Below are 24,664 nucleotides of genomic sequence, written 5' to 3' on the forward strand. Positions count from 1 at the left end.
GCCCTACCGCGCGCCGCGCAGCGCAGCGCGCAGCGGGGCGCACAGGTCGCCGTTGTCCCCGTTGTCGCCGGCATCGCCGACGGCGACGCGGCCGAGACCCAGCCACGCGGCCATCTGCGACAGCTCTTCGGCCAGGGGGCCGGCGACTGCGGCTGGATCGGCGTGAGCCTCGGTGAACGCCCCCGGTACCACCAGCGCGCCGCCCGCCCGGTCGGCCTTCACGTCGACCCGGGCGACGATCGACTCTCCCAACAGGAACGGCATCACGTAATAGCCGAAGCGGCGCTTGGGTCGCGGCGTGTACAGCTCGATGCGGTAGTGGAAGTCGAACAGCCGCTCGGCCCGCGCGCGGTACCAGACGAGTGGGTCGAACGGCGACAGCAGCGCTCTCGCGCCGTCGACGCGCCGGGGTACGCGGGCGTCGGGGTGGGCGTACGCCGGCGAGCTCCAGCCCTCGACGCTCACCGGCAGCAGGCGGCCCTCCGCGACGAGTTCGCCCAGCAGCGCCCGGCACCTCGTCACCTTCTGGCGGTGGTAGTCGGCGAGGTCGGCATCGGTGCCCACCCCCAGCGAGGCGGCCGCCCTCACCAGCAGCTCCTTGCGGGCAGCGTGCTCGTCGGGGGTCGGGGCATCGAGGTGCTGGGCCGGGACCACCCTTTCGGGCAGGTCGTACACCCGGGCGAAATCGCCGCTGCGGCGGGTGGCGGTCAGCCGGCCGACCCAGAACAGGTACTCGAGCGCGAGCTTGGCGTGGTCCCAGTCCCACCACGGCCCCTTCGGGCCGACGCGCTCGGACAGCTCGCCGGCCATCACCGGGCCGCCGTCGGCCACCCGCCGGTAGACGTCTTCGACGTAGTGGGGGCGCTCGCGCTGCATCGTCAACACCCCCGGCCACGCCGCCCCGTCGCGCGCGGCCTGCATCTTCCACCGGTACAGCCGGTGATCGCGGCTCGGAATGTGCGAGGCCTCGTGGCCCCAGTACTCGAACAGCTCTCCGGCTGCCGTCGCGTCGGGGATCAGCGACCGGGGGTGGGGGCCGAGCCGGGCGAAGAGCACCAGCTCCTGGCTGCGCGCGACGACGTTGACGGAGTCGATCTGGACCAACCCGACCCGGTCGAGGACGCGGCGCAGGTGCCGGCGGTCGACGCGCCCGCCGGGGCGGGGTTCGGCCAGACCCTGCGCGGCGATCGCGATGCGTCGGGCCGCGGCCGCCGAGAGCCGCTCAGTCGGCAACCGTGATCGTCACCGACTCGATGACGACGTCGGTCTTCGGGCGGTCGCCGTGGCCGGTCGCCACCCGCTGCATCTCGTCGACCACCTCGAGCCCCTTCACCACCTGCCCGAACAGCGAGTAGGCGGGCGGCAGCCGCACGCCGTCGGAGCCGCTGATCAAGAAGAACTGGGAGCCGTTCGTGTTCGGCCCGGCATTGGCCATGGCGATCGAGCCGATCTGGTACTGGCCCTGCTTGGGCAGCTCGTCGTCGAAGCGGTAGCCGGGGCCGCCGCGCCCGGTGCCCGTCGGGTCTCCGCCTTGGCACATGAACCCGTTGATGATGCGGTGGAAGACGACGCCGTCGTAGTAGTGGTTGAGGGCGAGGAACACGAAGTTGTTCACGGTCTTCGGTGCCTTCACCGCGTCGAGCGCGACGACGATGGTCCCCATCGACGTCTCCATCGTCGCCGTGTAGCGCTTGTCGGGGTCGATGCCCATCTCGGGCGGTCCGGAGAACTGCTGCTGCTTCTGCGCGGTGCCGTCGAAGGGCGGAAAGGGGGTTGCCATGGGGCGGCACGCTACCCGGGGCGGCTCAGCCCCGGGCGGCGTACTGCGCGATCAGCGAGTTGGCCTGCGTCGCGGCGTTGGTGAGCTCGGCGGCCACGTCGGCGCCTTGCAGCACAGCGGCAAGAGCATTCGAGGTGAGCACACGGATCTCGCGCTGGGGCCCGAGCAGCGGGCCGACGGAGGTGGGCTCGTCGGGCGTGTTGACGAGGCTGTCGTACGCGACCCGGAACCGGGGGTCGTCCGCGTACGTGGTCGCGAGCGGCTCGGCCTCGGGCGCATCGGAGTTGACCGGCACGTAGCCGGTGTCGGCGGCCCACTGCGACTGCGACTCGGCTTGGACGAGGAACTTGACGAAGTCCCACACCGCGGCCGCTTGCGCGTCGCCCTTGTCGGCGACGATCCACAGCGAGGCACCACCGACGAGCACCGCCGGTGAGCCACCCGGGCCGGGCATCTGGCCGATGCCGATGTCCTCCACGCCGATGCCAGGTGCCAGCCCGCCCTCGACGGCTGCCAACACGGTGCCGAGCGCGGCCGAAGTGCCGATCGTCATCCCCGCCGGCTCGGCCTCGTCGGCGATCTTCAAGAAGGCGTCCTGGCCGCTCGCGTTCTCGCCGACGTTGTACGCCAACCCGTCCTGCACGAGCTCCTGGACGAACGTGTACAGCTCGACGCCGGTGGGGTTGTCGAAGAGCACCTTCGTCGCCGGCGCGGCACGGCCGTTCTCGTTGTCGGCGTAGAACTCGCCTGCCTTCGCGAACCACTGCTCGATGAACCAACCGCCGCCGGAGTCGAAGTTGGTGTCGACCGCGAGGCCGTAGGTGACCGCGCCGGAATCCACCAGAGCCTGAGATGCGGAGCGGAGCTCTTCCAGGGACTGCGGCGGGCTGTCCGGATCGAGACCTGCCGCGGCAAACGCCGCCCTGTTGTAGTACAGGACGGGGTTGGACACGTTGAACGGCATCGACCACTGCACGCCCTCTGTCGAGTACGCGCGGAGCGCCGTCGGCAACATGACCGAGGTGTCGAAGCCCTCCGCCTCCATGCATGCCTGTACGGGGATGAACGACTCGGTGTCGCGCAGCACCTTCAGCGAGTACTCCGGCGCCTGGATCATCTCCGGGCGGCTGCCCTGGCCGGACTGCAGGTACTTGTCGAGGTTGGCCTCGTAGCTGCCCTGGTTCTGCAGCGTGACGCGCACCTTGTCCTGGCTCGCGTTGTACTCGTCGGTGAGCGCCGTCAGGGCCTGCTCGAGGTTCGACGTCATCCCGTGCCAGAACGTGATCTCCACCGGCGCGGTGACCGATTCGAGAGCGCCGACGGGGCATTCGGGGAGGTCGGCGAGTGGGGTGGTCGTGGTGGTTGCCGGCGCCACCGTGGTGTCGGGCGCGTCGGTGGCTCCGGGATCGCCGGTGTCGTCGGGGGCCGAGGTGTCGGGAACGGCGGCGGTGGTGGTGGTGTTGCCCGCCTCCTGGATGGACCCGCCGTCGCCGCTGCAGCCCGCGGCAAGCACCAGCGCGGCGAGCACCGGCCACGCAGCGCGGCGCATCAGCCCTTCACCGCCCCGGCGGTGAGCCCGCGCACGAGCTGGCGCTGGAAGATGGCGAGCACGATCGCGATCGGCAGCGCAGCGATGATCGTGCCGGCGATGGGCACGTTGAACCGCTCGATGTCGGGCACGCTCGAGTTGAGCAAGCGGAGGCCGGTCTGCACTGTGTTCATGTCCTCCTCGGTCGTGATGAGGTTAGGCCACAGGTACTGGTTCCAATTGGCCAGGAACGCGAACAGCCCGAGGGCACCGAGCGTCGGGCGTACGAGGGGAGCGGCGACCTCGCGCAGGAACCCCCAGTGGCCGAGGCCGTCCATCTGGGCCGCCTCGTGCATCTCGCCGGGGATCTGCAAGAAGGCCTGGCGCATGAGGAACGTGCCGAACGCGGTGGCGAGGAAGGGCACGGCGAGGCCCTGATACGTGTTGAGCCAGCCGAGCGAGTCGATCGTGCGGCGGTTCACGACGAGCGTGGTCTCGAACGGCACCAGCAGGGTCGCGAGGAACAGCCCGAAGAAGAACGTCTTGAACGGGAAGCGCAAGAACGCGAACGCATACGCGGAGATGAGCGACGTCACCATCTGCGCGGAGGTGACGACGGTGGCCACGATCGCGGAGTTGACGAGGTATCGGCCCATGCGGCCTTCGGTCCACGCGTCGCGGAACACCTCGAAGGTGAAGGGACCGGGCACGAGCGGGCGGTCGAGCACCTTCGGCCCCGGCTTCAGGGCGGCGACGAGCGTGGTGTAGACGGGGAAGAGCACCAAGAACGCGACCACGGCGAGCATCAAGTACCGCCCGCCGAGCCGCCAGCCTCCCCTCGTGCGGTCAATTGCCATAGTGCACCCTGCGCTCGAGGCCGCGCAGCTGGACCACGGACACGACGAGCAGCACCAGGAACAGCAGCACGGCCACCGTCGACTGCAGACCGGCGTCGCTGCGGGTGATCGAGGAGCTGCCGTAGATCAGATACGTCAACGTGGTCGTGCTGGCCTGGGGCCGTGGCCCGCCGTTGGTCAGCAGGTCGATCTCGCCGTACGCCTGGAAGGCGCGGCTGACGAGCACCACGCTCACGAACACGAGCGTCGGCGAGAGCATCGGCAGCGTGACGTTCGTGAACCTGCGCCAGGCGCCGGCCCCGTCCACGTAGGCGCTCTCGTACAGCTCGCGCGGGATGCCCTGCAGGCCGGCCGTGACGACGATGAACGTGAAGCCGAGGTTGGCCCACACGCTAGACACCGCGACCGAGGTGAGCGCCGTACCGGGGTCGTTCAGCAGGCCGGGGTTCTTCACCACCGGGAACAGGTCGCGCACCCAGTCGATGTTGGCGATCACGCCGCGCGACGGCTGGAGCAAGAAGAGCCACATCAGCGAGGCCACGGCTACCGACGTGGCGACCGTGCTGGAGAACACGGTGCGGAAGAAGCCGATGCCGCGCAAGTGGCGGTCGGCGAGCACGGCGAGCCCGATGCCGAAGGCGACGCCCGCGGGCACCGTCAAGAGCGCGAACTTGACCGAAACCCAGAGCGAATGGCGGAACTCGTCGCTTCGGGCCACGTCGACGTACTGGCGAAAGCCGTTCGTCTGATAGCAGTTCGCCTGGGCGTCGCAGCGCTGGCGGCCGAGCCACACCGCCCGCCCGAGCGGGTAGATCACGAAGAGACCGAGGATGATCGCCGAGGGTGCGAGCATCAGCGCCGCGAGTGGGGTGTCGCGACGACGGGTCCGTCGTCGCGGATGTGGGCTGGTCGTGCTCACGCGTCGATCCTGCGCTCGGTGACAGGGTCGAAGCGGTGCCGGTGGACGGGATCGGCGTCGAGGCGCACCTGCTCGCCGACCGACGGTGCCGGCTCGTCGGACCCCAGGCGCACCGTCACGCGCCGCGCGTCGGCAAGCTCGCACGCGACGAGCACCTCGTGACCGAGGTGTTCGACCAGCGTGACCGTCGCCCCGACCCACCCCTCACGCTCGATGCGCAGGTGCTCGGGGCGCACACCGACCAGCTCCGCGCCGGGCTCCAGCGAACCGGCGGGGAAGATGTTCATCGGAGGGGTACCGATGAACTGGGCGACGAACACCGTCGCCGGGCGGTCGTACACCGCTTGGGGCTCGTCCACCTGCTGAAGCACACCGGCGTTCATCACGGCCACCCTCGTCCCCATCGTCATCGCCTCGACCTGATCGTGGGTGACGTAGATGAACGTGGTCGCCAGGCGGTCGTGGAGCGAGACCAGCTCGGCCCGGGTCTCGGCGCGCAGCTTCGCGTCGAGGTTGGAGAGCGGTTCGTCCATGCAGAACACCGCCGGATGGCGCACGATCGCCCTCGCGAGGGCGACGCGCTGGCGCTGGCCGCCGGAGAGCTGGCCGGGCTTGCGCCCAAGGTAGTCACCGAGGCCGAGCACAGCCGCCGCATCGCGGGCCGCGGCCGCGCGTTCGTCCTTGCCGATCTTGCGCACCTTCAGCGGGAACTCGATGTTGGCCTGCACGGTCTTGTGGGGGTACAGCGCGTAGCTCTGGAAGACCATCGCCACGTCGCGATCCTTCGGCTCGATCGCGTTGACGATGCGGTCGCCGATCCACACCAGGCCGTCGTCGGGGTCCTCCAGGCCCGAGATCGTCCGCAGCAACGTCGACTTACCGCAGCCGGAGGGACCGAGCAGGATCATGAAGTCGCGGTCGACCACCTCGAGCGAGACCCGGTCGACGGCCACCACCTCGTCGTCACCCTTGCCGAAGCGCTTCGTCACGTTGTCGAGCCGCACCAGCGCCACGGCCGCACGTTACGCGAGCGGTTCGTGCGGAACGGCGACCCACCGAGCGGGGGCAGACGACCGGCACCGACGATCACCAGGCCGCCCTACGCTCGTCGTGCATGAGAAGGACCGCGCCCTTGCTCCTCGGCGGCGCCGCGGCGCTGGCGGTGGTCACCGCCCGCCGCTTCGCCCGCGACGATGCCGAGGCCCGTGCTCGCCTCGGCGCAGTCCCGCGCAGCGTCGCGACCACCGACTTCGGCGACCTCGAGTACGCGGACGTCGGGGACGGCGAGCCGCTCCTCGCCGTGCACGGCATCTTCGGCGGGCGCGACGCGGGCTGTGGTCGTTCGGCAAACTCGTCCCCGACCGGCGGGTCCTGGCACCGTCGCGCTTTGGCTACCTCGGCTCGGCGTTGCCCGACCACGCGACGCCGGCGATGCAGGCCGACGCCTTCGCCAAGCTGCTCGACGCGCTCGGCATCGATCAGCTCGACGTCGTCGCGTTCTCCGCGGGCACGCCCTCGGCCCTCCAGCTCGCCTTGCGGCATCCCGCCCGGGTCCGCCACCTCGTCGTGATGAGTGGGGCCTGGCCCGGCGCGTTCTCCAAGGCTCCGCTGCCGGTCGAGAAGCTGGCGTACAAGAGCGACCTGCTCATGTGGCTGGTCACGCGGCTGGCCGGTTCCGCGTTCTTCCGCCTCGCCGCCGGTCTTCCGAAGGACTTCCCCCTCGCCGGCGAGGACGAGGCCAAGGTCCGCGCTCTGGTCGACAGCGTGTTCCCCGTCCGCGAGCGCTCCCCCGGTGTCATCTTCGACGCCTTCGTCGGGAACCCCGACGTCGACACCTACCCGCTCGAAGACGTCACCGTGCCCACGCTCGTCGTCCACTCCCGCGACGACACGCTGGCCAGGTTCCAGCCGGCCGAGGCAGCGGCGTCGCGCATCCCGCAGGCCGAGCTCGTGAGCTTCGACAGCGGGGGTCACCTGATGCTCAGGCGTGAGCCGGCTTCACAAGCCGCGGTGAGGGCATTCCTGTCGTCATGACCCGACGGTACGCTCGGCCTCTCATGACGCCGTCCGCCGATCAGCCAACGTCGGTCTCGCCCGCCTCGCCAACCTCGCCCGTCTCGCCCGCCTCGTCCGAGCCCGCGGCGCAGCCGGGCGCCGAGGCCGGGCTCGACCTCGGTGCCGTCGAGCAGCGCCTGGCCGATGTCGAGGTAGCGCTCGCCCGCCTCGATTCCGGCGAGTACTGGAAGTGCGAGGTCACCGGCAGCGACCTGCCCGACGACCTCCTCGCCGCCGACCCGACGGCACGCCGCCTGCCAGGGCGGTGAGGCTCCGGTGGCCGGCCCGTCACCCCGGCGGGTGCGGCTGCAGCGCAGCGCCCGCGTCTGGCGCCTGACGCTGCGCAACGGCGCTCGCTACTTGCTCCACAAGCTGCGCGGCCTGCGTTCGCGCGACGACGCCGCGGCCCGAGCCGCGCGTGACGAGCAGTACGTGATCCGCACGGCACAAGACGTCGCCGCCGAGCTCGGCCACATGAAGGGCGTGGTGATGAAGGCCGCCCAGCTCGCGAGCGTGATCGCGGAGACGCTGCCCGACGAGGCGCAGGCGGCTCTCGCCACGCTGCAGGCCGACGCTCCGCCGATGGCGCCATCGCTCGCCGCGGGTGTCGTGCGCGAAGAGCTCGGCCGCGATCCGCAGCGGGTGTTCCTCGACTGGTCGCAGGACCCCGTCGCTGCCGCTTCGATCGGCCAAGTGCACCGTGCGGTGCTGCACGACGGCCGGGAAGTGGCCGTGAAGGTGCAGTACCCCGGCCTCGCCGAGGCGATGGGAGCCGACCTCGACAACGCCGACGCGCTGTACCGGGTGGTCACCGCCTTCGCGTTGAAGAGCCTCGACGCGAAGGCGCTCGTGGCCGAGCTCCGTGACCGCATGACCGAAGAGCTCGACTACCGCCGTGAGGCGTCACGGCAGAGCGAGTTCGCGCGAGCGTTCGCCGGTCACCCGGCGATCATCGTGCCGTCGGTGGTGCAAGAGCTGTCGACGGGTCGCGTCCTCACCACGGAGTGGGCCGCGGGTTGGACGTGGAACGAGCTGGTCGCGCAGGCCGACGACGCCACCCGGCGCCGCTGCGGTGAGGTGATCTGGCGCTTCGTCCAGCACTCGGTGCACCGGATCGGTGCGTTCAACGGTGACCCACACCCGGGCAACTACCGCTTCCACGGCGACGGCTCGGTGACGTTCCTCGACTTCGGGATGGTCAAGCGCTGGGACGCCGACGAGTGGGCGCGCCTTTCCCCCTGCCTCGACGCGATCATCGTGCACCGCGACCCCGATCTGACCGTGGAGACGATGGAGGCCGCGGGATTCCTCACCCCTGGCCACGGCCTGCAGGCACCGGACGTCTTCGAGTACGTCAGCGCGCCATACCGCCCGTACCTGGTCGACACGTTCACGTTCACCCGCGACTTCATGCGCGACACGTTGGCGCGGATCGCCGACGTGAAGGGCCCGTACGCGCCGGTCATCGAACGGCTGAACCTGCCGGCGAGCTTCGTGATCCTGAACCGCGTCGTCTGGGGGGTCACCGCGCTGCTCGGCCGGCTCGATGCGAGCGGCCCGTGGAGGGCGATGCTGCTCGAGTACCGCGTGCCCGACAGCCCACCGGCGAGCGACCTCGGCGAAGCCGAGCAGCGGTGGTGGCGCTCCCGCCTCGCCGCCGGACACGACCGTCCGAGAGACTCGGCTCCGTGACCGTCGACGCCCACGCCCAGATCCGCCGCCGCACCACCCACGTGAACGGGGTCGAGCTGCAGCTCCTCGAATGCGGCGATCCGACCGCGCCGCCGGTGATCCTCGCTCACGGCTTTCCGGAGTGCGCTTGGTCGTGGCGCCACCAGCTCCCCGCGCTCGCGGCCGCCGGCTACCACGTGATCGCCCCCGACCAGCGCGGCTACGGCCACTCGTCGCGGCCGGCACAGGTGGAGGACTACGGCATCGCGCATCTCGCCGGTGACCTCGTCGGCCTGATCGACGAGACCGGCCACCAGACCGCGATCGTCGTCGGCCACGACTGGGGCTCGATCGTCGCGTGGGAGACCGCCCGCCTGCATCCCGAGCGCGTCAACGCCGTGGTGGGGGTGAGCGTGCCGTTCACGAGCTGGCCGATGAAGCCGACCGAGCTGTTCAAGGCGATGTTCGGGGATCGCTTCTTCTACATGCTGTACTTCCAAGAGGTCGGCCCGGCCGAGCGCGAGCTCGAAGCCGACGTAGCCCACAGCATGCGCACCATCTTGTGGGGTGGCTCGGGCGCGATGTATCGGGGCGTTCCCTCCGACCCGCCGCCGATGGAGGGCACCGGGTTCCTCGACATGTTCACCGACGTCCCCGCGGGCCTGCCGAGCTGGCTCTCCGGCGACGATCTGGACGAGTTCGTGGAGCGCTTCACGGCGAGCGGCTTCTTCGGCCCGGTGAGTTGGTACCGCAACCTCGACGCCAACTACGAGGTGCTGAAGGACCTGCCCCCGTCGCGCGTGTCGATGCCGGCCTTCTTCATCGGCGGTGAGCGTGACGCCGTCATCGCCGGGCGGCCCGAGCAGGTCGACATCTCCAACGCGGTCCTGGCGGACTACAGGGGCAAGGTCATCATCCCCGGTGCCGGCCACTGGACCCAGCAGGAGGCGCCGGAGGAGTTCAACGAGGCTCTGCTCGCGTTTCTCGCTTCGCGCTGAGCGAGCGGACGAGAGGTCGCTTCCACACGATGCGGGCCTCGACGTGGGACGGCGGCCAGTTGCCGTCGCGGCTGTAGGCCCACCACTCGAAGGGGTTGGCGTAGTAGGCCCAGGCGTCGAGCGCCTTGCGCAGCGGAACGTCGCGGTGCGCCAGCCAGCGCACGATCGCCGCCGACCCACCCACCAAAGCCCACGCCACGTAGCCGACCGGGTACAGCGGGCCGAGCCAGCGGGCCTGCCAGACGTGGACATCCTCGTGGTCGGTGACGAGGCGCACGCGGCGCGCGCTGAGCACGCCGTCGCGCCCGGCCGCGCCGTTGACGACGTGACCCCAGGTCATCGCGAACCCGCGCCGGACCACGAACCCGCCGCGGTGCACCTGGCGGTTCTGGCGCCGTGACAGCGACGGCTCGTACCCGGGCGAACCGAACGCGCCGACCGCCAGCACGACGAGGCCGGCCGCCGTGTTGGGGAGCGACCAGGTGCTGTCCAGCACGAACGCGGCCACCCCGCGGCGGTGGCGCCACTCGTACACCTGGCGCCAGCCGGTGACCGCTCCGTTCAGCCCGCCGATGACGACACCGACCGGCGCCAGGCCGAACGGGGTCAGCGCCAGCCCGCCAAGCGCTCCCCCGGCGAGCGTGGCCAGCATCGACTCGCCTCCTGCGGGCCCGGGCATCACCATGGTCAGTCAGCTCCTCGTTCTTCCGCCCGCTTCAGAGCAGACCCTTCTGGGCGAGGGAGGACACGTCCATCAAAGCAGCCACGGCGACGTGCAGCCCGACACCCCACCAGATGGTGCGGGTGCGATACGACAGCGTGCCCATCACGAGCCCACCGACGATGGCGACGAGGGCCTCGGCCGGCGGCTTCACGAAGTGGAGCATCGTGTACGGCACCACCGGCACGACGACGGCGAGCGGGCCGAGGCGCGGCACCAGCCCGTGCAGCAAGAAGCCACGGAAGAAGGTCTCGACGGCCACGAACTGCGCCGCGTAGAACGCCCACCACACGACGAGTTCGTCGTAGATGCCCGTCTGGCCGCGGTACACCTCGTAGAGGGGGTACTTGTCCTGGAACACCGTGGTCGAAGACGCGAGCAGCACGAACGGCACCGCGATCGCGAAGAGCCCGACGTACGCGCGGGCGTGGCCAGAAGTGCCGCGTAGTCGCCAGCCGAGGTCGCGCGGCGAGACACGTAGGGCGAACCAGGCCACCGTGAGCGGCACCACGAGGAAGAACACGATCTGGGTGGCCGCCCACCAGCAGAGCTCGGCGAGACGGCTCCACGACTCGGGAGCGAGCTCCTGGCCGAACCATGCCCCCCACAAGCAGACCGCGCCGGTCAGCAGCACCACCGCGCCACGCCGGTCTGCCTCGTCGGGCAGGACGCGCGAGAGCACCCGCGACGGTCAGTTCTCGCGCAGCTTGGCGAGCAGCCGCAGCACCTCGAGGTACAGCCACACGAGTGTCACCAGCACGCCGAACGCGGCGTACCACTCGATCTGCTTCGGCATCCCCTGGTTCGCCCCGCGCTCGATGAAGTCGAAGTCGAGGGCCAGGTTGAACGCCGCCAGGCCGGCGACGAGGAAGCTGAACGCGATGCTGAGCGGACTCGCGCTGGAGAGGAAGGTGACGTTGACACCGAACAGGTTGAGCAGCAGCGAGATCCCGTAGAACACGGCGATGCCGAGAGTGGCGCCGATGACGATGCGCCGCATCCGGTCGGTGACCTTGATGATGCGGGTGCGGTACAAGAACAGCATCACTGCGAACACGGCGATGGTGGCGCCTGCGGCCTGCACCACGATGCCGTCATAGGCCTCGTTGAAAGCCCGGGAGATGGCGCCCACCAAGAAGCCCTGCGCGATGGCGTACACCGGGGCCAAGAACCTGGCCCACAACGGCTTGAACGCGAGCACGATCGCTACCCCGAGCCCGACGAGCAGACCGACGATGGCGAGCGCCGGGAACTGGACCTCGCCGGACGGGGCTTCGTCGACCGCGAGCCAGCCGACGGCGGCCGCGGCGAGCAGGATCAGCAAGAGAATCGCGGTCGCGCTCGCCGTGCCGGCGACGGTCATCGTGCGCGCCGTCCACGAGCTGATCGGGCCGTCGTTGATCGGCGGGTTGACGATCGCGCCGGGGTCGGGCGCGGCCCACCCGCCTCCCTCGGCACCCGCCGTAGCGGTGGCAGCCTGCTGGAGGCGCTTGTCGTTGAGGAACGGATTCGCCATGGGCGTCAACCTACCTGGTCAGGGCCGGGTGAAGTTGCCGACTGAAGTTGTAGAACAGGTTGCAGGTTGGGTGCGTGTAGATGCAAAGACCAGGAGTCATCGCGATCTCAGATATTGCCCAGGTCGGAAGGGCGCGCTCAGTAGGCGGGGCTTGACCGCGTCGGTATCGTAAGCACGCGTCCATGCCGGATGGGTGGACCCAAGCAGTTGACGTCTCCGAACTCGACCCCCAAGGAGTACTTCGTGGCGAAAGACCGTGTCGAGAGAGACGAAGAGGATCTGGTCCGGCTTTATCTCACCGACATCGGCCAGTACACGCTGCTGACCAAGGACGACGAGGTCCGCCTGGCGAAGGCGATCGAAGGCGGCAAGGCAGCCATCGAAGAGCTCGACGCCGGAGGCAAGGAGCTGACCGCGGCGCGAAAGCGCGAGCTGCGCCGCGTGGCCCGTGAGGGCGAAGAGGCCGAACGCGCATTCGTGCAGTCGAACCTGCGCCTCGTGGTGTCGATCGCGAAGAAGTACCAGGCCTCGGGGCTGCCCCTGCTCGACCTGATCCAAGAGGGCAACCTCGGCCTGATGCACGCCGTCGAGAAGTTCGACTGGCGCAAGGGGTTCAAGTTCTCCACGTACGCCACGTGGTGGATCCGCCAGGCGATCACGCGCGGCATCGCCAACACCGGGCGCACCATCCGCCTGCCCGTCCACGCCGGCGACACCCTCGCGCGGCTGCAGAAGGCCCGTGCCCGGCTGGAGCTGAAGCTCGGGCGCCCGGCGACGTTGGCCGAGCTGTCCCGTGAGGTCGAGATGCCCGAGGACAAGGTGACCGAGGCGTTGCGCTTCGCCGCCGAGCCGCTGTCGCTCAGCGAACCGTTGCGCGAAGACGGCGACGCCGAGCTCGGCGACGTGGTCGAGGACCGCTCCGCCGAAAGCCCCTTCGAGGCCGCGGCCACGTCGCTGCTGCCCGAAGAGATCAGCCGCCTGCTCGCCCCGCTCGACGACCGCGAGCGCGAGATCCTGAAGCTGCGCTTCGGGCTCGACCGCGGCGAGCCGCGCACGCTGGAAGAGGTCGGCGAGCACTTCAACCTCACCCGTGAGCGCATCCGTCAGATCGAGGCGCGGGCGATGTCGAAGCTGCGTCACCCGTCGAGTGACACCGGCGCCCGCGACCTCCTCGCGGTGTAGCAAACCCGGTCTTGCGCGCCCGCACCGCCGTCGCCGGCGACGCTGACGCGATCTGCGACGTTCAGGTGGCCGGTTGGCGTGCCGGGTACCGCGGCATCTTCCCCGACGAGATGCTCGACGCCGATTCGTTCGACGAGGAACGGCGCGCGCGGTGGAGGGCCTGGCGGCTCCCGCCCGACACGGAAGTGCTCGTCGTCACCGAAGGCGACGGCCAACCGATCGGCTTCGCGTCGATCGGGCCCGAACGCGAGCCCGACGACGTGATCGGCCCACCGAGAGGCGAGGTGCACGCCTTCTACGTGCACCCGCTGCACTGGGGATCGCCGGCCGCGACGGTGTTGATGCAAGAGGCGGAGCGTCGCCTGCTCACTCGCGGCTACGCGGTGGGCGTGCTGTGGGTGCTCGCCGAGAACCCTCGGGGCCGAGCGTTCTACGAACGCATCGGCTGGCGGTGGACCGGCGCGACGTCGTGGTTCGAGCAGGTCGCCGGGCATCTCATCGCCTTGGTCGAGTACTCCCGGGTGCTCGAGGGGAGCGGAAATCCCACGACGCCGCCAGGCGCGCCCTGACAGGCTGGAGCGATGCACACCGACCGCGACATCGACGTACGCGTGCCGCGGCCCGACGAGTACCGCGCCGCAGCCGACGCGTTCCGGATGGCGCTGCTTCACGGACCGGTCAACGACGAGGACTTCGAGAAGTCGCTGCCGTCGTGGGAGCAATGCGACAGCCTCGCCGCCTGGGACGGCGACCTCTGCGTTGCGCACGTCGGCGCGTTCAGGTTCGACACGGTGGTCCCGGGCGGGAACTGGCTCGCGACCGCGGGCGTCACGCGTGTCGGCGTGATGCCCACGCACACCCGTCGCGGCCTGCTCACCCAGATGATGCGGCGACTGCTCGTCGAAAGCCGCGACCGGGGCCGGGTCCTGGCCAGCCTGCGCGCGAGCGAGGCGGTGATCTATGGCCGATTCGGATTCGGTCTGGCAGGTGAAGCAGCCGAGCTGGAGCTCGACCCGCTGCGTGCGGTGGTCGTGCGCGGTGCCGCTCCGGGCAAGATGCGACTGCTCCGCGCCGACGAGGTGCTGCCCACGTTCATCGAGTGCTACGAGCGCGTCGCCGCGCTGCACGCCGGTGCCATCCGACGCCCGGAGTGGATGTGGCGGCGCTATCTCGAGGAGCCGATCAACTCGAAGGGCAGCCGATCCGTGGTGGTGCACGAGTCACCCGCGGGCGAGGTGGACGGCGTCGTCGACTACGAGACGTCGTGGTTGGACGACTTCGGCAAGATGGCCCGCGGCGCGCTCGAGGTGCACGACCTGTGGGGGTCGACCCCCTCGGTGGAGCTCGCCCTTTGGCGCCATGTGCTGTCGATCGATCTCATCCGGCGCGTCCGTGCCACCGAACGGCCCATCGACGACCCCATCCGCTTCGCCGTCCGTGACTACCGGGGCGTTCACGTGGGACTGCGTTGGGACGAGCAGTGGCTACGGCTGCTCGACGTCGACGCGGCGCTCCGCGCGCGCACCTACGGCGCCGGCCAGGCGGTGACCATCGCAGTGACAGATCCGCTTTTCGCCGACAACAACGGCACCTGGCAGGTGTCAGCCGACGGAGCAACGCGCACGTCCTGCGCGGCCGATGCCGCCGACTTGAGCGTCGACATCGCGACCCTCAGCGCGCTCTACCTCGGCGGGCCGAGTTGGCACGAGCTCGCTGCGGCCGGCGCGGTGGAGGAGCGCACGTCGGGCGCACTCGGCAGGGCCGAAGCGTCGTTCGCCACCCACCCTTCCCCGTTCTGCGGCAGCTTCTTCTGAGCGCGAGCGCTCCTCGGGCCGGGAGCTCACGAACCTGACGATCCGGGGTTACCGTCGGCTCGGTGGACGAGCAGGTCTTGCACGGCGGCTTCGCCAATGTGGGGGCTGTGGTGCGGGTTGGGGATCACGTGTTGCGGCCGGCGAAGCCGAATACACAGACCATCCATCGTGCGTTGCATGCACTGCGCGCCGCCGGCTTCAGCGGGGCACCCGAACCCGTCGGGATCGACGAGGACGGGCGTGAGCGCCTCGTGTTCATCGAGGGTCTCGTCCCGACGCCGCCGTATCCCGACTGGGCGCAGTCGCAGGTGGCGCTGGTCTCGATCGCACTGCTGATGAAGACCATGCACGACGCGTCGACGGGGATCGACTTGTCGACGGGGCACTGGAGCGACGAGATGGCCGACGGGCATGGCGGTCCGGTGCTGTGCCACAACGACGTGTGTCTCGAGAACGTCGTGTTCCGCGACGGGCGAGCGGTCGGACTGATCGACTTCGAGTTCGCGGCTCCGGGCCGTCGGGTGTTCGACCTGGCCTCGTTCGCACGGATGTGCGTGCCGATCGACGACGACGTGAATGCCGCTCGGCTCGGCTGGGCGCCGGCCGACCTGCCCGCCCGACTTCGCCTTGTGGCCGATACGTATGACCTCACCGGCCCGGAGCGAGCCGAGCTGCTGGAGATCTTGGACCGCACGATCCAACGCGGCGGGGAGTTCTTGCGTCGTCAGGTCGAGGCCGGTCATCTCGGGTTCGCGGAGCTCTGGCGGGAAGTCGGCGGCAACGAGCGGTTCGACCGGCGCCGACGCTGGTGGGCGCAAGAGCGGACCGAGTTCCAGCACTCCATGAGCTGAACCCCAACTGAAGCCACGCTCGACCAACCCGATCTCGAATTCACGCTGCAGCGCCGGGGTGTCGCGGACCACCACGCTGCACGTGGAGGCGTGAAATGGCCAGAGGACATCCGGCTCTCGTTCAATGAGGTCGCCGGAATCTACGACCGCGTACGTCCGTCGAGGCAGTTCTGCTGCGCCGTACGGTGCTCGCCCGGGAACGCAGTAGACGCGACGTTGTCGGCGTCGTTCTCGGGGATCTGACCCGGGACTCTCGGTCGCGCGGTCTGTTTGGGTTCGCCCGCTGATCGAGGTACTACTGCTCGAAGCCGAGTTGGAACGAACCGCCCAAACGGTGCGCTACGGTGCCGCGCTCGGAGCGGACATCAGGGCAACGCCGTAGGGCAGGGGGGAACGACAATCGTGTTCAATAGAGATTCAGGTACTTGTCGCCGCGGGCGCGCTGGCTTCGTCGCCGTCGCCACGCTGGCCGGACTATTCGTCACCACGACAGCCGAAGCGAGGGTCTCGGCGACCGGCTGCGAGCGACGCAACAACAACCAGTACGACAAGCTGCTCGAGTGCGTGACGCTGGCTGGCGTTCGGGAGCATCAAGCGGCGTTCCAGGCGATCGCTGACGCCAATGTCGACGAGTTCTATCCGGGGTCGCGACGCGCCGGCACCGAGGGATACTCCGAGAGCGTCGAGTACGTCGCCAGCGTGCTGGAGAACGCCGGCTGGGAGGTGACCTTCGATGAGGTCGAGTTTCAGTTCGTGTTCCCGGCGCTGTTGCAGCAGCTGACGCCCGTCAGCGCCACGTACGCGACCGGGACGTTCACCGGCAGCGGCGACGGCGACTTCACCGGGAACGTGATCCCGGTCGACATCAACTTGGTGCCCCCGCGTGCGAGCACGAGCGCATGCGAGCCGGGAGACTTCGCCGGCCTGAACTTCGGCGGCGCCAGCGACATCGCTCTGGTCCAGCGCGGTACCTGCAGCTTCGGGATCAAGGCACTGAACGCACAGAACGCCGGGGCCGAAGCGGTGATCCTCTTCAACCAGGGCAACGACCCGACGCGTGAGGGCCTGATCGTCGGAACTTTGCTGCCTGACGGCGCAGCCGTCACGATCCCGGTCGTCGGCGCCTCGTTCGCGGACGGGTCTGCCCTCGCACAGGCAGGGTCGACGGCCCGCGTACGTGTCATCCCGGCCGAGACACGGACCGACCTCAACGTGATCGCCGAGAAGCGAGGTGCGCGGGACGACAATGTGGTCATGGCCGGCGCCCACCTCGACTCGGTCGGGGCCGGGCCTGGCATCAACGACAACGGCAGCGGCTCGGCGGCCTTGCTCGAGATCGCCCAGAATCTCGGCAACCACAAGCCGGTCAACACGCTGCGCTTCGCCTGGTGGGCCTCCGAGGAAGGCGGACTGATCGGGTCGACGAATTATGTCGCTGGGCTTTCGCCGTCGGAGCGTGACCGCATCGCCCTGTATCTCAACTTCGACATGATCGGCTCGCCGAACTACTTCATCGGCGTCTACGACGCTGATCAGTCGTCGTACAACGCACCGGTCGGGGTGCCGATTCCTGCCGGATCGGTGCAGATCGAGGACGTCTTCGAGTCGTATTACACGATGGTCGGTGAGCCCTACGACGACACCGAGTTCAGTGGTCGCAGCGACTACCAGGCGTTCATCCTTGCCGGTATCCCGTCGAGCGGCCTATTCACCGGCGCCGAGGTGCCGAAGACCGCCGAGCAGGCAGGGATCTGGGGTGGCACGGCCGGCGCTCAGTTCGATCCGTGCTACCACCTGGCGTGCGACACCTTCGCCAACACCTCTGGCCACGCCCTCGACGTCAACAGCGACGCCGTTGCCTTCGCCGTGCTGACCTTCGCCTACTCGACCGAGACGGTGAACGGCGTCGTCGGCAAGAAGGTGCCCAGCAGCGGGCCGCTGCCGACGCCGGCCGGCCCCGCAGGGACTTGCCCCTCCGGCCCGACGGTTCCCTGCAAACTGTAGGAGGCTGACGCAACACCGCAAGCCGTGAGCGATGAGCGCCGGCATCGCGCTCATCGCTCGTCAGGCCCTCATCGCCGTCTGCTGTCGCTCGCCGGCGCGCTGACCGGCACCGGCGTACCTATCTACGGCTTGGGCGCGCAAAGGCGAGCCCGGGGCATCCCCGAACGCGCAGCCAGAACGACGTGATGCATCGTCACCGAAGTGCCGGTAGGTGACGCTCGGTGCCGAGACGCCTCAGCCTGCATGCCGGCCCAGGGCCACGCGATGTCGCGGTCTTGCCATGCGAGGAACTGGCGCACGCGTCGCCGAGACAACCGAGTACGAGCGGATCGCCCTGAGACAATCACTGAGGCACACGGGCCGCAATCGGACCGGTGGATCGGTGTTCCCCAGCGTTCGCGGCAGTGCGGACCTCGGGGGAACTTCCTGGCCCAGGGAGGGAGTCGCACCTCGTGCGAGCGAACAGGCTCGTACGCCGGCGGCACCAGCCGGCGGGGACCATCGACGCACCGCGCCCACCCAAGGTAACTTGACGGGATGGATCCCGTCGTCCTGCGGAGCGCCCGCAAGCACGGGGTCACCGACGACGACATGCTTCACGCCTACCGCAACCCGATCCGAGCCTTCGCCGTCGATGACCTCGTGATGCTCGTCGGCCCCGACCGCGGCGGGACGACCGCTCGAGATCGGCGTTGCCAACGCCGATGGAATCGACTTCATCGTCCATGCCATGCCCGCACGATCCAAGTACGTCAGGTGATGCTGATGCCTCGATCGATCCAAGAGATCCTCGACCACGCCGACGAGCTCGCGAAGCGCTTCGAGGACTACGAACCCGCCGACAGCGACGAACTTACCGTGGAGACTGTCCTGCTACGCCGCGCTGTGCTCGCCCGGGCCCGTAGCGAGCGCGACGTCATCGATGCCGTCACCGCCGCCCGTGGCGCTGGGCTCAGCTGGGCAGCGATCGGCGCCATCCTCGGCACCTCGGCGCAAGCAGCGCAGCAACGCTACGCCACGCTCACCGAGACCGCGTGAACCGGCGCTGGCCGCCCCGCGACCGACCCGCACCAACCCGAACGAGGACGAGCCGGTCGCCGGCTAGAGCGAACTGGGCCACGTCACGCCTTGAGAGCGAAGTTGAGAGCTATGAGCTCCGAGATCGGCGGGATAGCCGACGCCTCCGACACGCGTGTACTGCGGCTTCGTTCAGCAGATCCAGATCGAGGAGATCCTTCACCAGGTGAGATGCATCGAACCCTGGCCGGCATCGCAGCAGGTCACGGCAGGTGCTGACCAGGGTCCGATTGACGCGGAGGTGGACGGGAATCGAACCCGCCGGACGAGGGTCGCTCGTCCCAGCCGCTTTGAAGGCGGTGGAGCCCACCAGGTGCCCGGACACCTCCGCCGGCCACCCTAACGGGCCGGGCTACGGTGCGGGAGGGCAACCGATGACCGTCTTCTTCTGCACCGACACCATGTGGACGCGCCACGGCGACCGCCTGCTCGCTGCCGCCCCGGGCCTGCGCCCGGTGCTGCTCGCCGGGGACGAAGACGTAGCCGACGCCGACCTCAGCCGGATCGAGGTGGCCTACTTCTCCGGCGACGCATGGCCAGCGCGCGCCGGACGGTTCATCGGTGCCTGCCTGCGCGCCCCGAACCTGCGCTGGCTGCACACCTTCTCCGCAGGAGTCGACAGCCCGGTGTTCGCCCGCTTCCTCGAGGCGGGGGTACGGCTCACCAACTCGTCGGGCTCGGCGGCGCCACCCATCGCGCAGACGGCGGTGATGATGATGCTCGCCCTCAGCCGCGACCTGCCCGCGTGGGGCGTCGCCCAGCGCGAGCACCGTTGGGCGCCGCACCGCTTCGCCGAGCTGGAAGGCACCACCCTCGCCGTCGTCGGCATGGGGCCGATCGGGTGCGAGATCGCACGGCTCGGCATCGCCCTGCGCATGCGGGTGATCGGGTGCCGGCGCACCCCGTCGGGCGACGAGGTTTGCGAGACCTGGCCCCTCCACCGTCTCGACGATCTGCTCGCGGAGGCCGACTGGATCGTGCTCGCGCTGCCGCTTGCCGACGGCACGCGCGGCCTGATCGGCGCCGAGCAGTTCGCCCTCATGCGCCCCGGCGCACGGCTGGTGAACGTCGGGCGGGGCGAACTGGTCGACGAGGAGGCGCTCGTTTCGGCGCTGGTGTCGGGCCAGTTAGGCGGGGCCGGCCTCGACGTGTTTGCCACCGAGCCATTGCCCGCCGACAGCGCGCTGTGGGACATGGCGAACGTCATAGTCACCCCGCACAGCTCCGGTGCCAGCGATCTGTCGCTCGAGCGCGCCACGGACATCTTCGTCGACAACCTCGAGCGCTGGCACCGGGGCGACGAACTGCGCAACGAGATCTTCGCCTGAGCCGAGCCGACACTTCTTCCGAGGACCGATCAGCCCAGCTGCTCATCAACGAGAGCTCGCACGGCACGCGCCGCCCCATCGACTTCGATCAGGACCTCGTCCCATCCCGGCCCGTTCTGCGCAATCCAGACCCCGAAGGCGGCTCGCTCCCATCTCGACCTCGAGGCAGTGAGCTGCGTCTGACGATCACAGTCGAGATCGGACGACCTCGCCCGGAGCTCGTCGTCCGTAATCGCCGGCGTGTCTGTGTATCGGTCGATTCCGTCGTGTTGAGTGCGGAACCCGAACCCGCGATCGTTCATGCACGTCGACCACAGCGCCAGCCTGTCCATCCCACCTGCAGACTCGAAGTATCCGTCCGTCGCCTCGTCCAGCGAATCGAACATCGCCTGCACAGCAGTGAACGCCGCGCTCACCTTCGATTGCACAAGCCCAAACGCCGGCGCGGCGCACCCTTTGGCGTCATCATCCTCAGGGCCGTTCAGCGCGAGGTCGAAAGCAGCCGACGAATCTTGCTGGCGGACCTCAGCACTTGCAGCATCTGGACGGTGGTAGCCATATCGCGCTGCGGCTTGCGCATTGAGTGGATTGATGAGGCGATTGAATATCACCGAGGCCTCGCGAAAGGTCGCGGGCAGATAGTCGAAGCCGCGCTGCTCCATGCAGCTCGCGACTCGACGCTGGTACTCGTTGTAACGAAGGGCGTCCAGCTCGTAGACCGCTGAAGCGCCGAGCTGCTCGCGCCATTCTCGTCCAACAGGAAACGCCGAAGGCGTATCGACCACCGACGCGACGGCTGAATCAAATGATGCGCCCACCAGGTCGCGATTCGACGCGGAGGATGCCTGGTCCTTGTCGGAGCAACCGACGAGACACAGGCAGGCAACAACCGCCAGCACGCGAACTAGCACGTCGAAGCAGTCGTCGTGGTGTGAGACTCGGCCGTCTTCTCGATCAAGACCCAGGTGGCGCCGGCGTATGGCACCGACCCCGCACTTGGGCCAGTTCGACCTGTGTTCTCGAAGAAGCAGATCAGGGTGTAAACAGAATCGCGGTTGCGACCGTATCCAACGTCGTTGCCCACTGTGTGCCCGTTACTGAACGAGTACGAGTTGTGGTTGTTCACACTCCCGGTCCAGCCGTAGGTGGTGGACCCGCTGTGCCAGTCCGACACGCAGGCATCGCCGGAAAGGCAGCTGTTCTGCCCTGCAGCAGAAGCGGACGACGACGTCACCCCAATACCAAGGCTCGTCGTAACGAGCGCGACTGCGAGTACCCGATTCATCGTCTTCATCTTCGTCACGAGTCCTCCTTTGGTGTCGGTCTGTGTGGACCTTCACTAGTAAGTGTCGCCAACGGCAGGAGTGTTCCCCGCCGCGATGTTGATCGAGGCGCTCCGCCAACCTCGTTCAAGGCAGCGACGAATTCGAGTCGCTCCGAGCCGACGCGTCGGCGCCCACTCTCGCCGGCCACGTTGTCCGTGCCACACCCCCGCGCTAGCTTCGTCATCGCTTCCCCCACGTGAATCCCGGCCCGCCCCGCGGGCCTGTCGATCCGGGGGAATCGTGCTCATCTGCTGTTGGTCGCTGAAGGGCGGCAGCGGTGTCACTGTCATCGCCGCCGCCCTCGCCATCGCCGCTTCGGCCCAGGAAGACGCCCTGGCCGTCGACCTGGGCGGCGACCTGCCCACCGTGCTCGGCATCCCCGAGCCCGCCGGCGCGGGGGTGCTCGACTGGCTCGCCGCTTCGAGCGATGTCGGCGCCGATGCACTCCATCGCATCGAGGCCGCCGCCTCATCCACGCTCGGGCTCATCCCCTGTGGAAGGGGCCAGCCCCGTGCCGACCGCTGGGGTGAGCTGGTCGACGCTCTCGACGACGACGGTCGCAACGTCGTCGTAGATGCAGGCACCTGGCCGGTCAGCCCCGAGCTGCTCGGGGGTTGCGACGCATCCTTGCTAGTCGTGCGGACCTGCTACCTCGCGCTGCGCCGCGCCGCCTCGCTTCCCGTGCGACCGAGTGGGATCGTCCTCGTCTCCGAACAGGGCCGCGCGCTTGGGCGCATCGACGCCGAGCACATCGTCGGCGCCCCAGTCGTGGCCGAGGTGCCCGTCGTTGGGGCCGTCGGCCGCGCCGTCGACTCCGGGCTGTTCAACACCCGCATGCCGTCGGTGCTCGCGATGGACCACCTGTTCGCCCGGCTCAGCTTCTCGTCACCGCGGCCGTGGTGGTTTCGATGAGCGGCCGATCACTCGTCCCCGAGCACGAGCTCGCCCCGCTCGACGTGTGGTTGCACGATCCCGATGTCACCGAGGTGCTCGTCAACGGCGAGCACGAGGTGTGGGTCGAGCGCAACGGGCGCCTCGAGCGCGCGGCCACGCTGCCCGACGGCCGTCTCGACGTTCTGCTCGAACGCATCCTGGCCCCCACCGGCAGGCGGCTCGACCGCCTCTGCCCGGTGGTCGACGCCAGGCTCGCCGACGGCTCACGGGTCTGCGCGGCGATCCCTCCGGTCGCCGTCGACGGGCGCTGTCTGGCCATCCGCCGGTTCACCACCGCCACCCTCGGGCTCGAGGCGTTCGCGCCGCCACAGGTGTGTGAGCTGCTGGTGCGCCTCGTCGAGTCACGTTGCAACGTGCTCGTCGCCGGCGCCACCTCGTCGGGCAAGACCACCCTGCTCAACGCGCTCGCCGGCCACCTGCCCGACCACGAGCGGATCATCACGCTCGAAGACACCGCCGAGCTGGCGCTGCACACCAGCCATGTGCTGCGCCTCGAGAGCCGCGACGCCACCGCCGACGGTCTCGCGGCCATCGACGTCGGTGCGCTGCTGCGCGCCGCGTTGCGTCTACGCCCGGATCGGCTCGTGCTCGGCGAGATTCGCGGCGACGAGGCGTTCACCCTCGTGCAGGCGATGAGCACCGGTCACGACGGCTCGATGGCCACCCTTCACGCGTCGAGCACCGTCGATGCGCTGCGCCGGGTCGAGGTGTTGTCACTGCTCGCCGCGCCCGCGTGGCCGCTGTCCGCGATTCGTGAACAGGTGCACGCCGCGGTCGACCACGTCGTGCTCGTCGGGCGCGGTGCCGACGGGCGCCGCCAGGTGGTCGAGGTGGCCGAGGTCGTCGCCGACGACGCGACGCTCACTGCCGCTGGTGGCGAGCGCCTGCGCCTGCTGGCCCGTGCGGACGACATCGTCGACACACCGCGGCGGTCTCGGCGATGAACCCCGCGGCGATGCCCGTCGGTGGTGCCGGCACGGGCGTTCTGGCGCTCGCCGCCATCCACTCCACCGCACGCGCCCTCAACTCACGCAGCACCCGCCGCCGCCTACGCACCGACGTCGCGCCCGGCCACGACGAAGCCGAGCCTGCGCGCGGTGCCGCTGCCGGGTGGCGACGTCGTGGGCGCCGACTCGATCAGACCATCGTGCTCGCCGACCAACTCGGCGCCGTCGCGCGTGAGGTGCGCACCGGCAGCTCCTTGACACGCGCGATCGCCGCCACCGACGACACAGACCCCGATTGGGCACTGGCCCGAGCCGTGCTCGCCACGCTCGCCGAGAACGGCGGGCCCGCGGCCGAGCCACTCGACCGTGTGGCATCCACGTTGCGCGAGCGTGCCGCGCTTCGGGAGGAGCGCAAGGTGCAGGCCGCGGCGGCGGTGCTGTCGGCCCGGATGCTCACCTGGCTGCCCGTGCTGGTCGCGACCTGGTCGGTCCTCACCAGTGCCGACGTCCGCCAAGTGCTGTTGCGTACACCGTTCGGCTGGACGTGCCTGGTCGTCGGGACCTTGCTCAACCTCGCCGGACGGCGCTGGACGCGTCGCATCGTGGAGCAGGCGCGATGACAAGACGCCGGCAACGTCTCGAGCGCCGGCGGTCCGCCGAGGTGCCCGATGCGATGGAGCTGCTCGTGGCCCTCATCCGCGCCGGTCTCACCCCGGTGCTCGCCGTGCGTTGCGCCGCCCGCCACGCCCCCGGTCATGCGGGTGTGGCCTTCGCCGCGGTCGTCGACCGGCTCGACACCGGCGACCGCCTGGCAGACGCGCTCGACGCCCTCCCTCACCATCTCGGCCCGGCCGCCACGCCGATGGCCGAGGCTCTCGCCACCGCCGAGCGCTATGGCCTGCCTCTTGCACCGCTGCTCGACCAGCTCGCTGCCGATGCCAGGGCGGCACGGCGCCGCGATGCCGACCAGCGCGCGCGAGAGCTGCCCGTGCGGCTAGGGCTGCCACTCGTCGTCTGCACCCTGCCCTCGTTCGTGCTGCTCGCCATCGTCCCGGTCCTGGCCGGGGCCCTCTCGTCGTTGTCGGCCACGTCACCTTGACCCCGCGCGACCACCTGCTGACAACTCCCGGAAGGACC

25 protein-coding genes, 1 tRNA gene and 1 pseudogene are annotated in these 24,664 nt (G+C 69.5%); 16 read left to right on the plus strand and 11 right to left on the minus strand.

The window, feature by feature from the left end; genetic code table 11:
• Positions 1-3: 3 nt before the first annotated feature.
• From IPM43_06915 to IPM43_06940, 6 genes are all read right to left on the minus strand, one after another.
• Entirely contained in the window at positions 4-1,233 is a 1,230-nt protein-coding gene (locus IPM43_06915; protein QQS26075.1) for a YcaQ family DNA glycosylase, read from the minus strand.
• Positions 1,223-1,711 (minus strand): peptidylprolyl isomerase, encoded by a 489-nt coding sequence (locus tag IPM43_06920; GenBank protein ID QQS26363.1) that lies wholly within the window; start codon positions 1,709-1,711, stop codon positions 1,223-1,225. Before IPM43_06920 ends, IPM43_06915 begins: the two co-directional genes overlap by 11 nt.
• A 94-nt stretch (positions 1,712-1,805) precedes the next feature.
• The gene (locus IPM43_06925; GenBank protein ID QQS26076.1) at positions 1,806-3,329 is read right to left on the minus strand and encodes an ABC transporter substrate-binding protein; all 1,524 of its coding nucleotides are present in this window, start codon (positions 3,327-3,329) and stop codon (positions 1,806-1,808) included.
• A complete protein-coding gene (locus IPM43_06930; protein ID QQS26077.1) occupies positions 3,329-4,165 on the minus strand; it encodes a carbohydrate ABC transporter permease in 837 nt (278 codons plus the stop codon). The genes IPM43_06925 and IPM43_06930 overlap by 1 nt, the downstream gene beginning before the upstream one ends.
• A complete protein-coding gene (locus IPM43_06935) occupies positions 4,155-5,084 on the minus strand; it encodes a sugar ABC transporter permease (GenBank protein ID QQS26078.1) in 930 nt (309 codons plus the stop codon). The genes IPM43_06930 and IPM43_06935 overlap by 11 nt, the downstream gene beginning before the upstream one ends.
• Positions 5,081-6,097 (minus strand): ABC transporter ATP-binding protein, encoded by a 1,017-nt coding sequence (locus IPM43_06940; protein QQS26079.1) that lies wholly within the window; start codon positions 6,095-6,097, stop codon positions 5,081-5,083. Before IPM43_06940 ends, IPM43_06935 begins: the two co-directional genes overlap by 4 nt.
• A 394-nt stretch (positions 6,098-6,491) precedes the next feature.
• Here IPM43_06940 and IPM43_06945 point away from each other — a divergent pair, with 394 nt between their 5' ends.
• Genes IPM43_06945 through IPM43_06960 form a run of 4 tightly spaced genes read left to right on the plus strand, consistent with a single transcriptional unit; the run spans position 6,492 to position 9,808 of the window.
• Positions 6,492-7,118 carry an alpha/beta hydrolase gene (locus tag IPM43_06945; GenBank protein ID QQS26080.1) on the plus strand — a complete coding sequence of 209 codons (627 nt, stop codon included), beginning with the start codon at positions 6,492-6,494 and terminating at the stop codon, positions 7,116-7,118.
• A 23-nt stretch (positions 7,119-7,141) separates the two neighbouring features.
• Positions 7,142-7,408 carry a hypothetical protein gene (locus tag IPM43_06950; GenBank protein QQS26081.1) on the plus strand — a complete coding sequence of 89 codons (267 nt, stop codon included), beginning with the start codon at positions 7,142-7,144 and terminating at the stop codon, positions 7,406-7,408.
• Between the two features lie 7 nt (positions 7,409-7,415).
• Positions 7,416-8,831 carry an AarF/ABC1/UbiB kinase family protein gene (locus IPM43_06955; GenBank protein ID QQS26082.1) on the plus strand — a complete coding sequence of 472 codons (1,416 nt, stop codon included), beginning with the start codon at positions 7,416-7,418 and terminating at the stop codon, positions 8,829-8,831.
• 20 nt (positions 8,832-8,851) lie between these two features.
• Entirely contained in the window at positions 8,852-9,808 is a 957-nt protein-coding gene (locus IPM43_06960) for an alpha/beta hydrolase (protein QQS26364.1), read from the plus strand.
• On the opposite strand, the gene IPM43_06965 is transcribed toward IPM43_06960, so the two are convergent.
• From IPM43_06965 to IPM43_06975, 3 genes are read right to left on the minus strand one after another with little or no spacing between them, the layout of a single operon-like run.
• Positions 9,771-10,493: a hypothetical protein gene (locus IPM43_06965; protein ID QQS26083.1), complete on the minus strand. Its 723-nt coding sequence runs from the start codon at positions 10,491-10,493 to the stop codon at positions 9,771-9,773. The two genes, IPM43_06960 and IPM43_06965, sit on opposite strands and share 38 nt — an antisense overlap.
• A 31-nt stretch (positions 10,494-10,524) precedes the next feature.
• Positions 10,525-11,211: a CPBP family intramembrane metalloprotease gene (locus IPM43_06970; protein ID QQS26084.1), complete on the minus strand. Its 687-nt coding sequence runs from the start codon at positions 11,209-11,211 to the stop codon at positions 10,525-10,527.
• A gap of 9 nt (positions 11,212-11,220) precedes the next feature.
• Positions 11,221-12,045: a Bax inhibitor-1/YccA family protein gene (locus IPM43_06975; GenBank protein ID QQS26085.1), complete on the minus strand. Its 825-nt coding sequence runs from the start codon at positions 12,043-12,045 to the stop codon at positions 11,221-11,223.
• A 243-nt stretch (positions 12,046-12,288) separates the two neighbouring features.
• Between IPM43_06975 and IPM43_06980 the strand changes: the two genes are divergently transcribed.
• The 7 genes and pseudogenes from IPM43_06980 (at position 12,289) to IPM43_07010 (ending at position 18,934) form a co-directional block, all read left to right on the plus strand.
• Positions 12,289-13,227, plus strand: coding sequence for a sigma-70 family RNA polymerase sigma factor (locus IPM43_06980; protein QQS26086.1), 939 nt, complete (start codon positions 12,289-12,291; stop codon positions 13,225-13,227).
• A gap of 11 nt (positions 13,228-13,238) precedes the next feature.
• Positions 13,239-13,796: a GNAT family N-acetyltransferase gene (locus IPM43_06985; protein ID QQS26087.1), complete on the plus strand. Its 558-nt coding sequence runs from the start codon at positions 13,239-13,241 to the stop codon at positions 13,794-13,796.
• A 12-nt stretch (positions 13,797-13,808) separates the two neighbouring features.
• Entirely contained in the window at positions 13,809-15,041 is a 1,233-nt protein-coding gene (locus tag IPM43_06990) for a GNAT family N-acetyltransferase (protein QQS26088.1), read from the plus strand.
• Between the two features lie 62 nt (positions 15,042-15,103).
• A complete protein-coding gene (locus IPM43_06995) occupies positions 15,104-15,892 on the plus strand; it encodes a phosphotransferase (protein QQS26089.1) in 789 nt (262 codons plus the stop codon).
• A gap of 465 nt (positions 15,893-16,357) precedes the next feature.
• Complete coding sequence (locus IPM43_07000) at positions 16,358-17,896, plus strand: M20/M25/M40 family metallo-hydrolase (GenBank protein ID QQS26365.1); 1,539 nt, start codon at positions 16,358-16,360, stop codon at positions 17,894-17,896.
• 537 nt (positions 17,897-18,433) lie between these two features.
• Positions 18,434-18,656: pseudogene (locus tag IPM43_07005) on the plus strand (hypothetical protein).
• The gene (locus tag IPM43_07010) at positions 18,656-18,934 is read left to right on the plus strand and encodes a hypothetical protein (GenBank protein QQS26090.1); all 279 of its coding nucleotides are present in this window, start codon (positions 18,656-18,658) and stop codon (positions 18,932-18,934) included. Before IPM43_07005 ends, IPM43_07010 begins: the two are co-directional and overlap by 1 nt.
• Before the next feature lie 273 nt (positions 18,935-19,207).
• Here IPM43_07010 and IPM43_07015 read toward each other — a convergent pair.
• A tRNA-Sec gene (locus IPM43_07015) sits at positions 19,208-19,302 on the minus strand.
• A gap of 45 nt (positions 19,303-19,347) precedes the next feature.
• On the opposite strand from IPM43_07015, the gene IPM43_07020 reads away from it, so the two are divergent.
• Complete coding sequence (locus IPM43_07020; GenBank protein ID QQS26091.1) at positions 19,348-20,301, plus strand: D-2-hydroxyacid dehydrogenase; 954 nt, start codon at positions 19,348-19,350, stop codon at positions 20,299-20,301.
• Positions 20,302-20,330: 29 nt separating this feature from the next.
• Here the strand turns inward: IPM43_07020 and IPM43_07025 are convergent, their stop codons facing one another.
• Positions 20,331-21,212, minus strand: coding sequence for a hypothetical protein (locus tag IPM43_07025; protein QQS26092.1), 882 nt, complete (start codon positions 21,210-21,212; stop codon positions 20,331-20,333).
• Between the two features lie 654 nt (positions 21,213-21,866).
• Here IPM43_07025 and IPM43_07030 point away from each other — a divergent pair.
• Genes IPM43_07030 through IPM43_07045 form a run of 4 tightly spaced genes read left to right on the plus strand, consistent with a single transcriptional unit; the run spans position 21,867 to position 24,626 of the window.
• Positions 21,867-22,538 carry a hypothetical protein gene (locus tag IPM43_07030; protein QQS26093.1) on the plus strand — a complete coding sequence of 224 codons (672 nt, stop codon included), beginning with the start codon at positions 21,867-21,869 and terminating at the stop codon, positions 22,536-22,538.
• Positions 22,535-23,524: a CpaF family protein gene (locus IPM43_07035; protein ID QQS26094.1), complete on the plus strand. Its 990-nt coding sequence runs from the start codon at positions 22,535-22,537 to the stop codon at positions 23,522-23,524. Before IPM43_07030 ends, IPM43_07035 begins: the two co-directional genes overlap by 4 nt.
• Positions 23,521-24,147, plus strand: a complete 627-nt coding sequence (locus tag IPM43_07040; protein ID QQS26095.1) for a type II secretion system F family protein — start codon at positions 23,521-23,523, stop codon at positions 24,145-24,147. The genes IPM43_07035 and IPM43_07040 overlap by 4 nt, the downstream gene beginning before the upstream one ends.
• Positions 24,144-24,626: a type II secretion system F family protein gene (locus tag IPM43_07045; GenBank protein ID QQS26096.1), complete on the plus strand. Its 483-nt coding sequence runs from the start codon at positions 24,144-24,146 to the stop codon at positions 24,624-24,626. Before IPM43_07040 ends, IPM43_07045 begins: the two co-directional genes overlap by 4 nt.
• Positions 24,627-24,664: the final 38 nt, after the last annotated feature.

Source organism: Actinomycetota bacterium (genome assembly GCA_016700055.1).
In the GTDB taxonomy this organism is placed as follows: domain Bacteria; phylum Actinomycetota; class Acidimicrobiia; order Acidimicrobiales; family Ilumatobacteraceae; genus Kalu-18.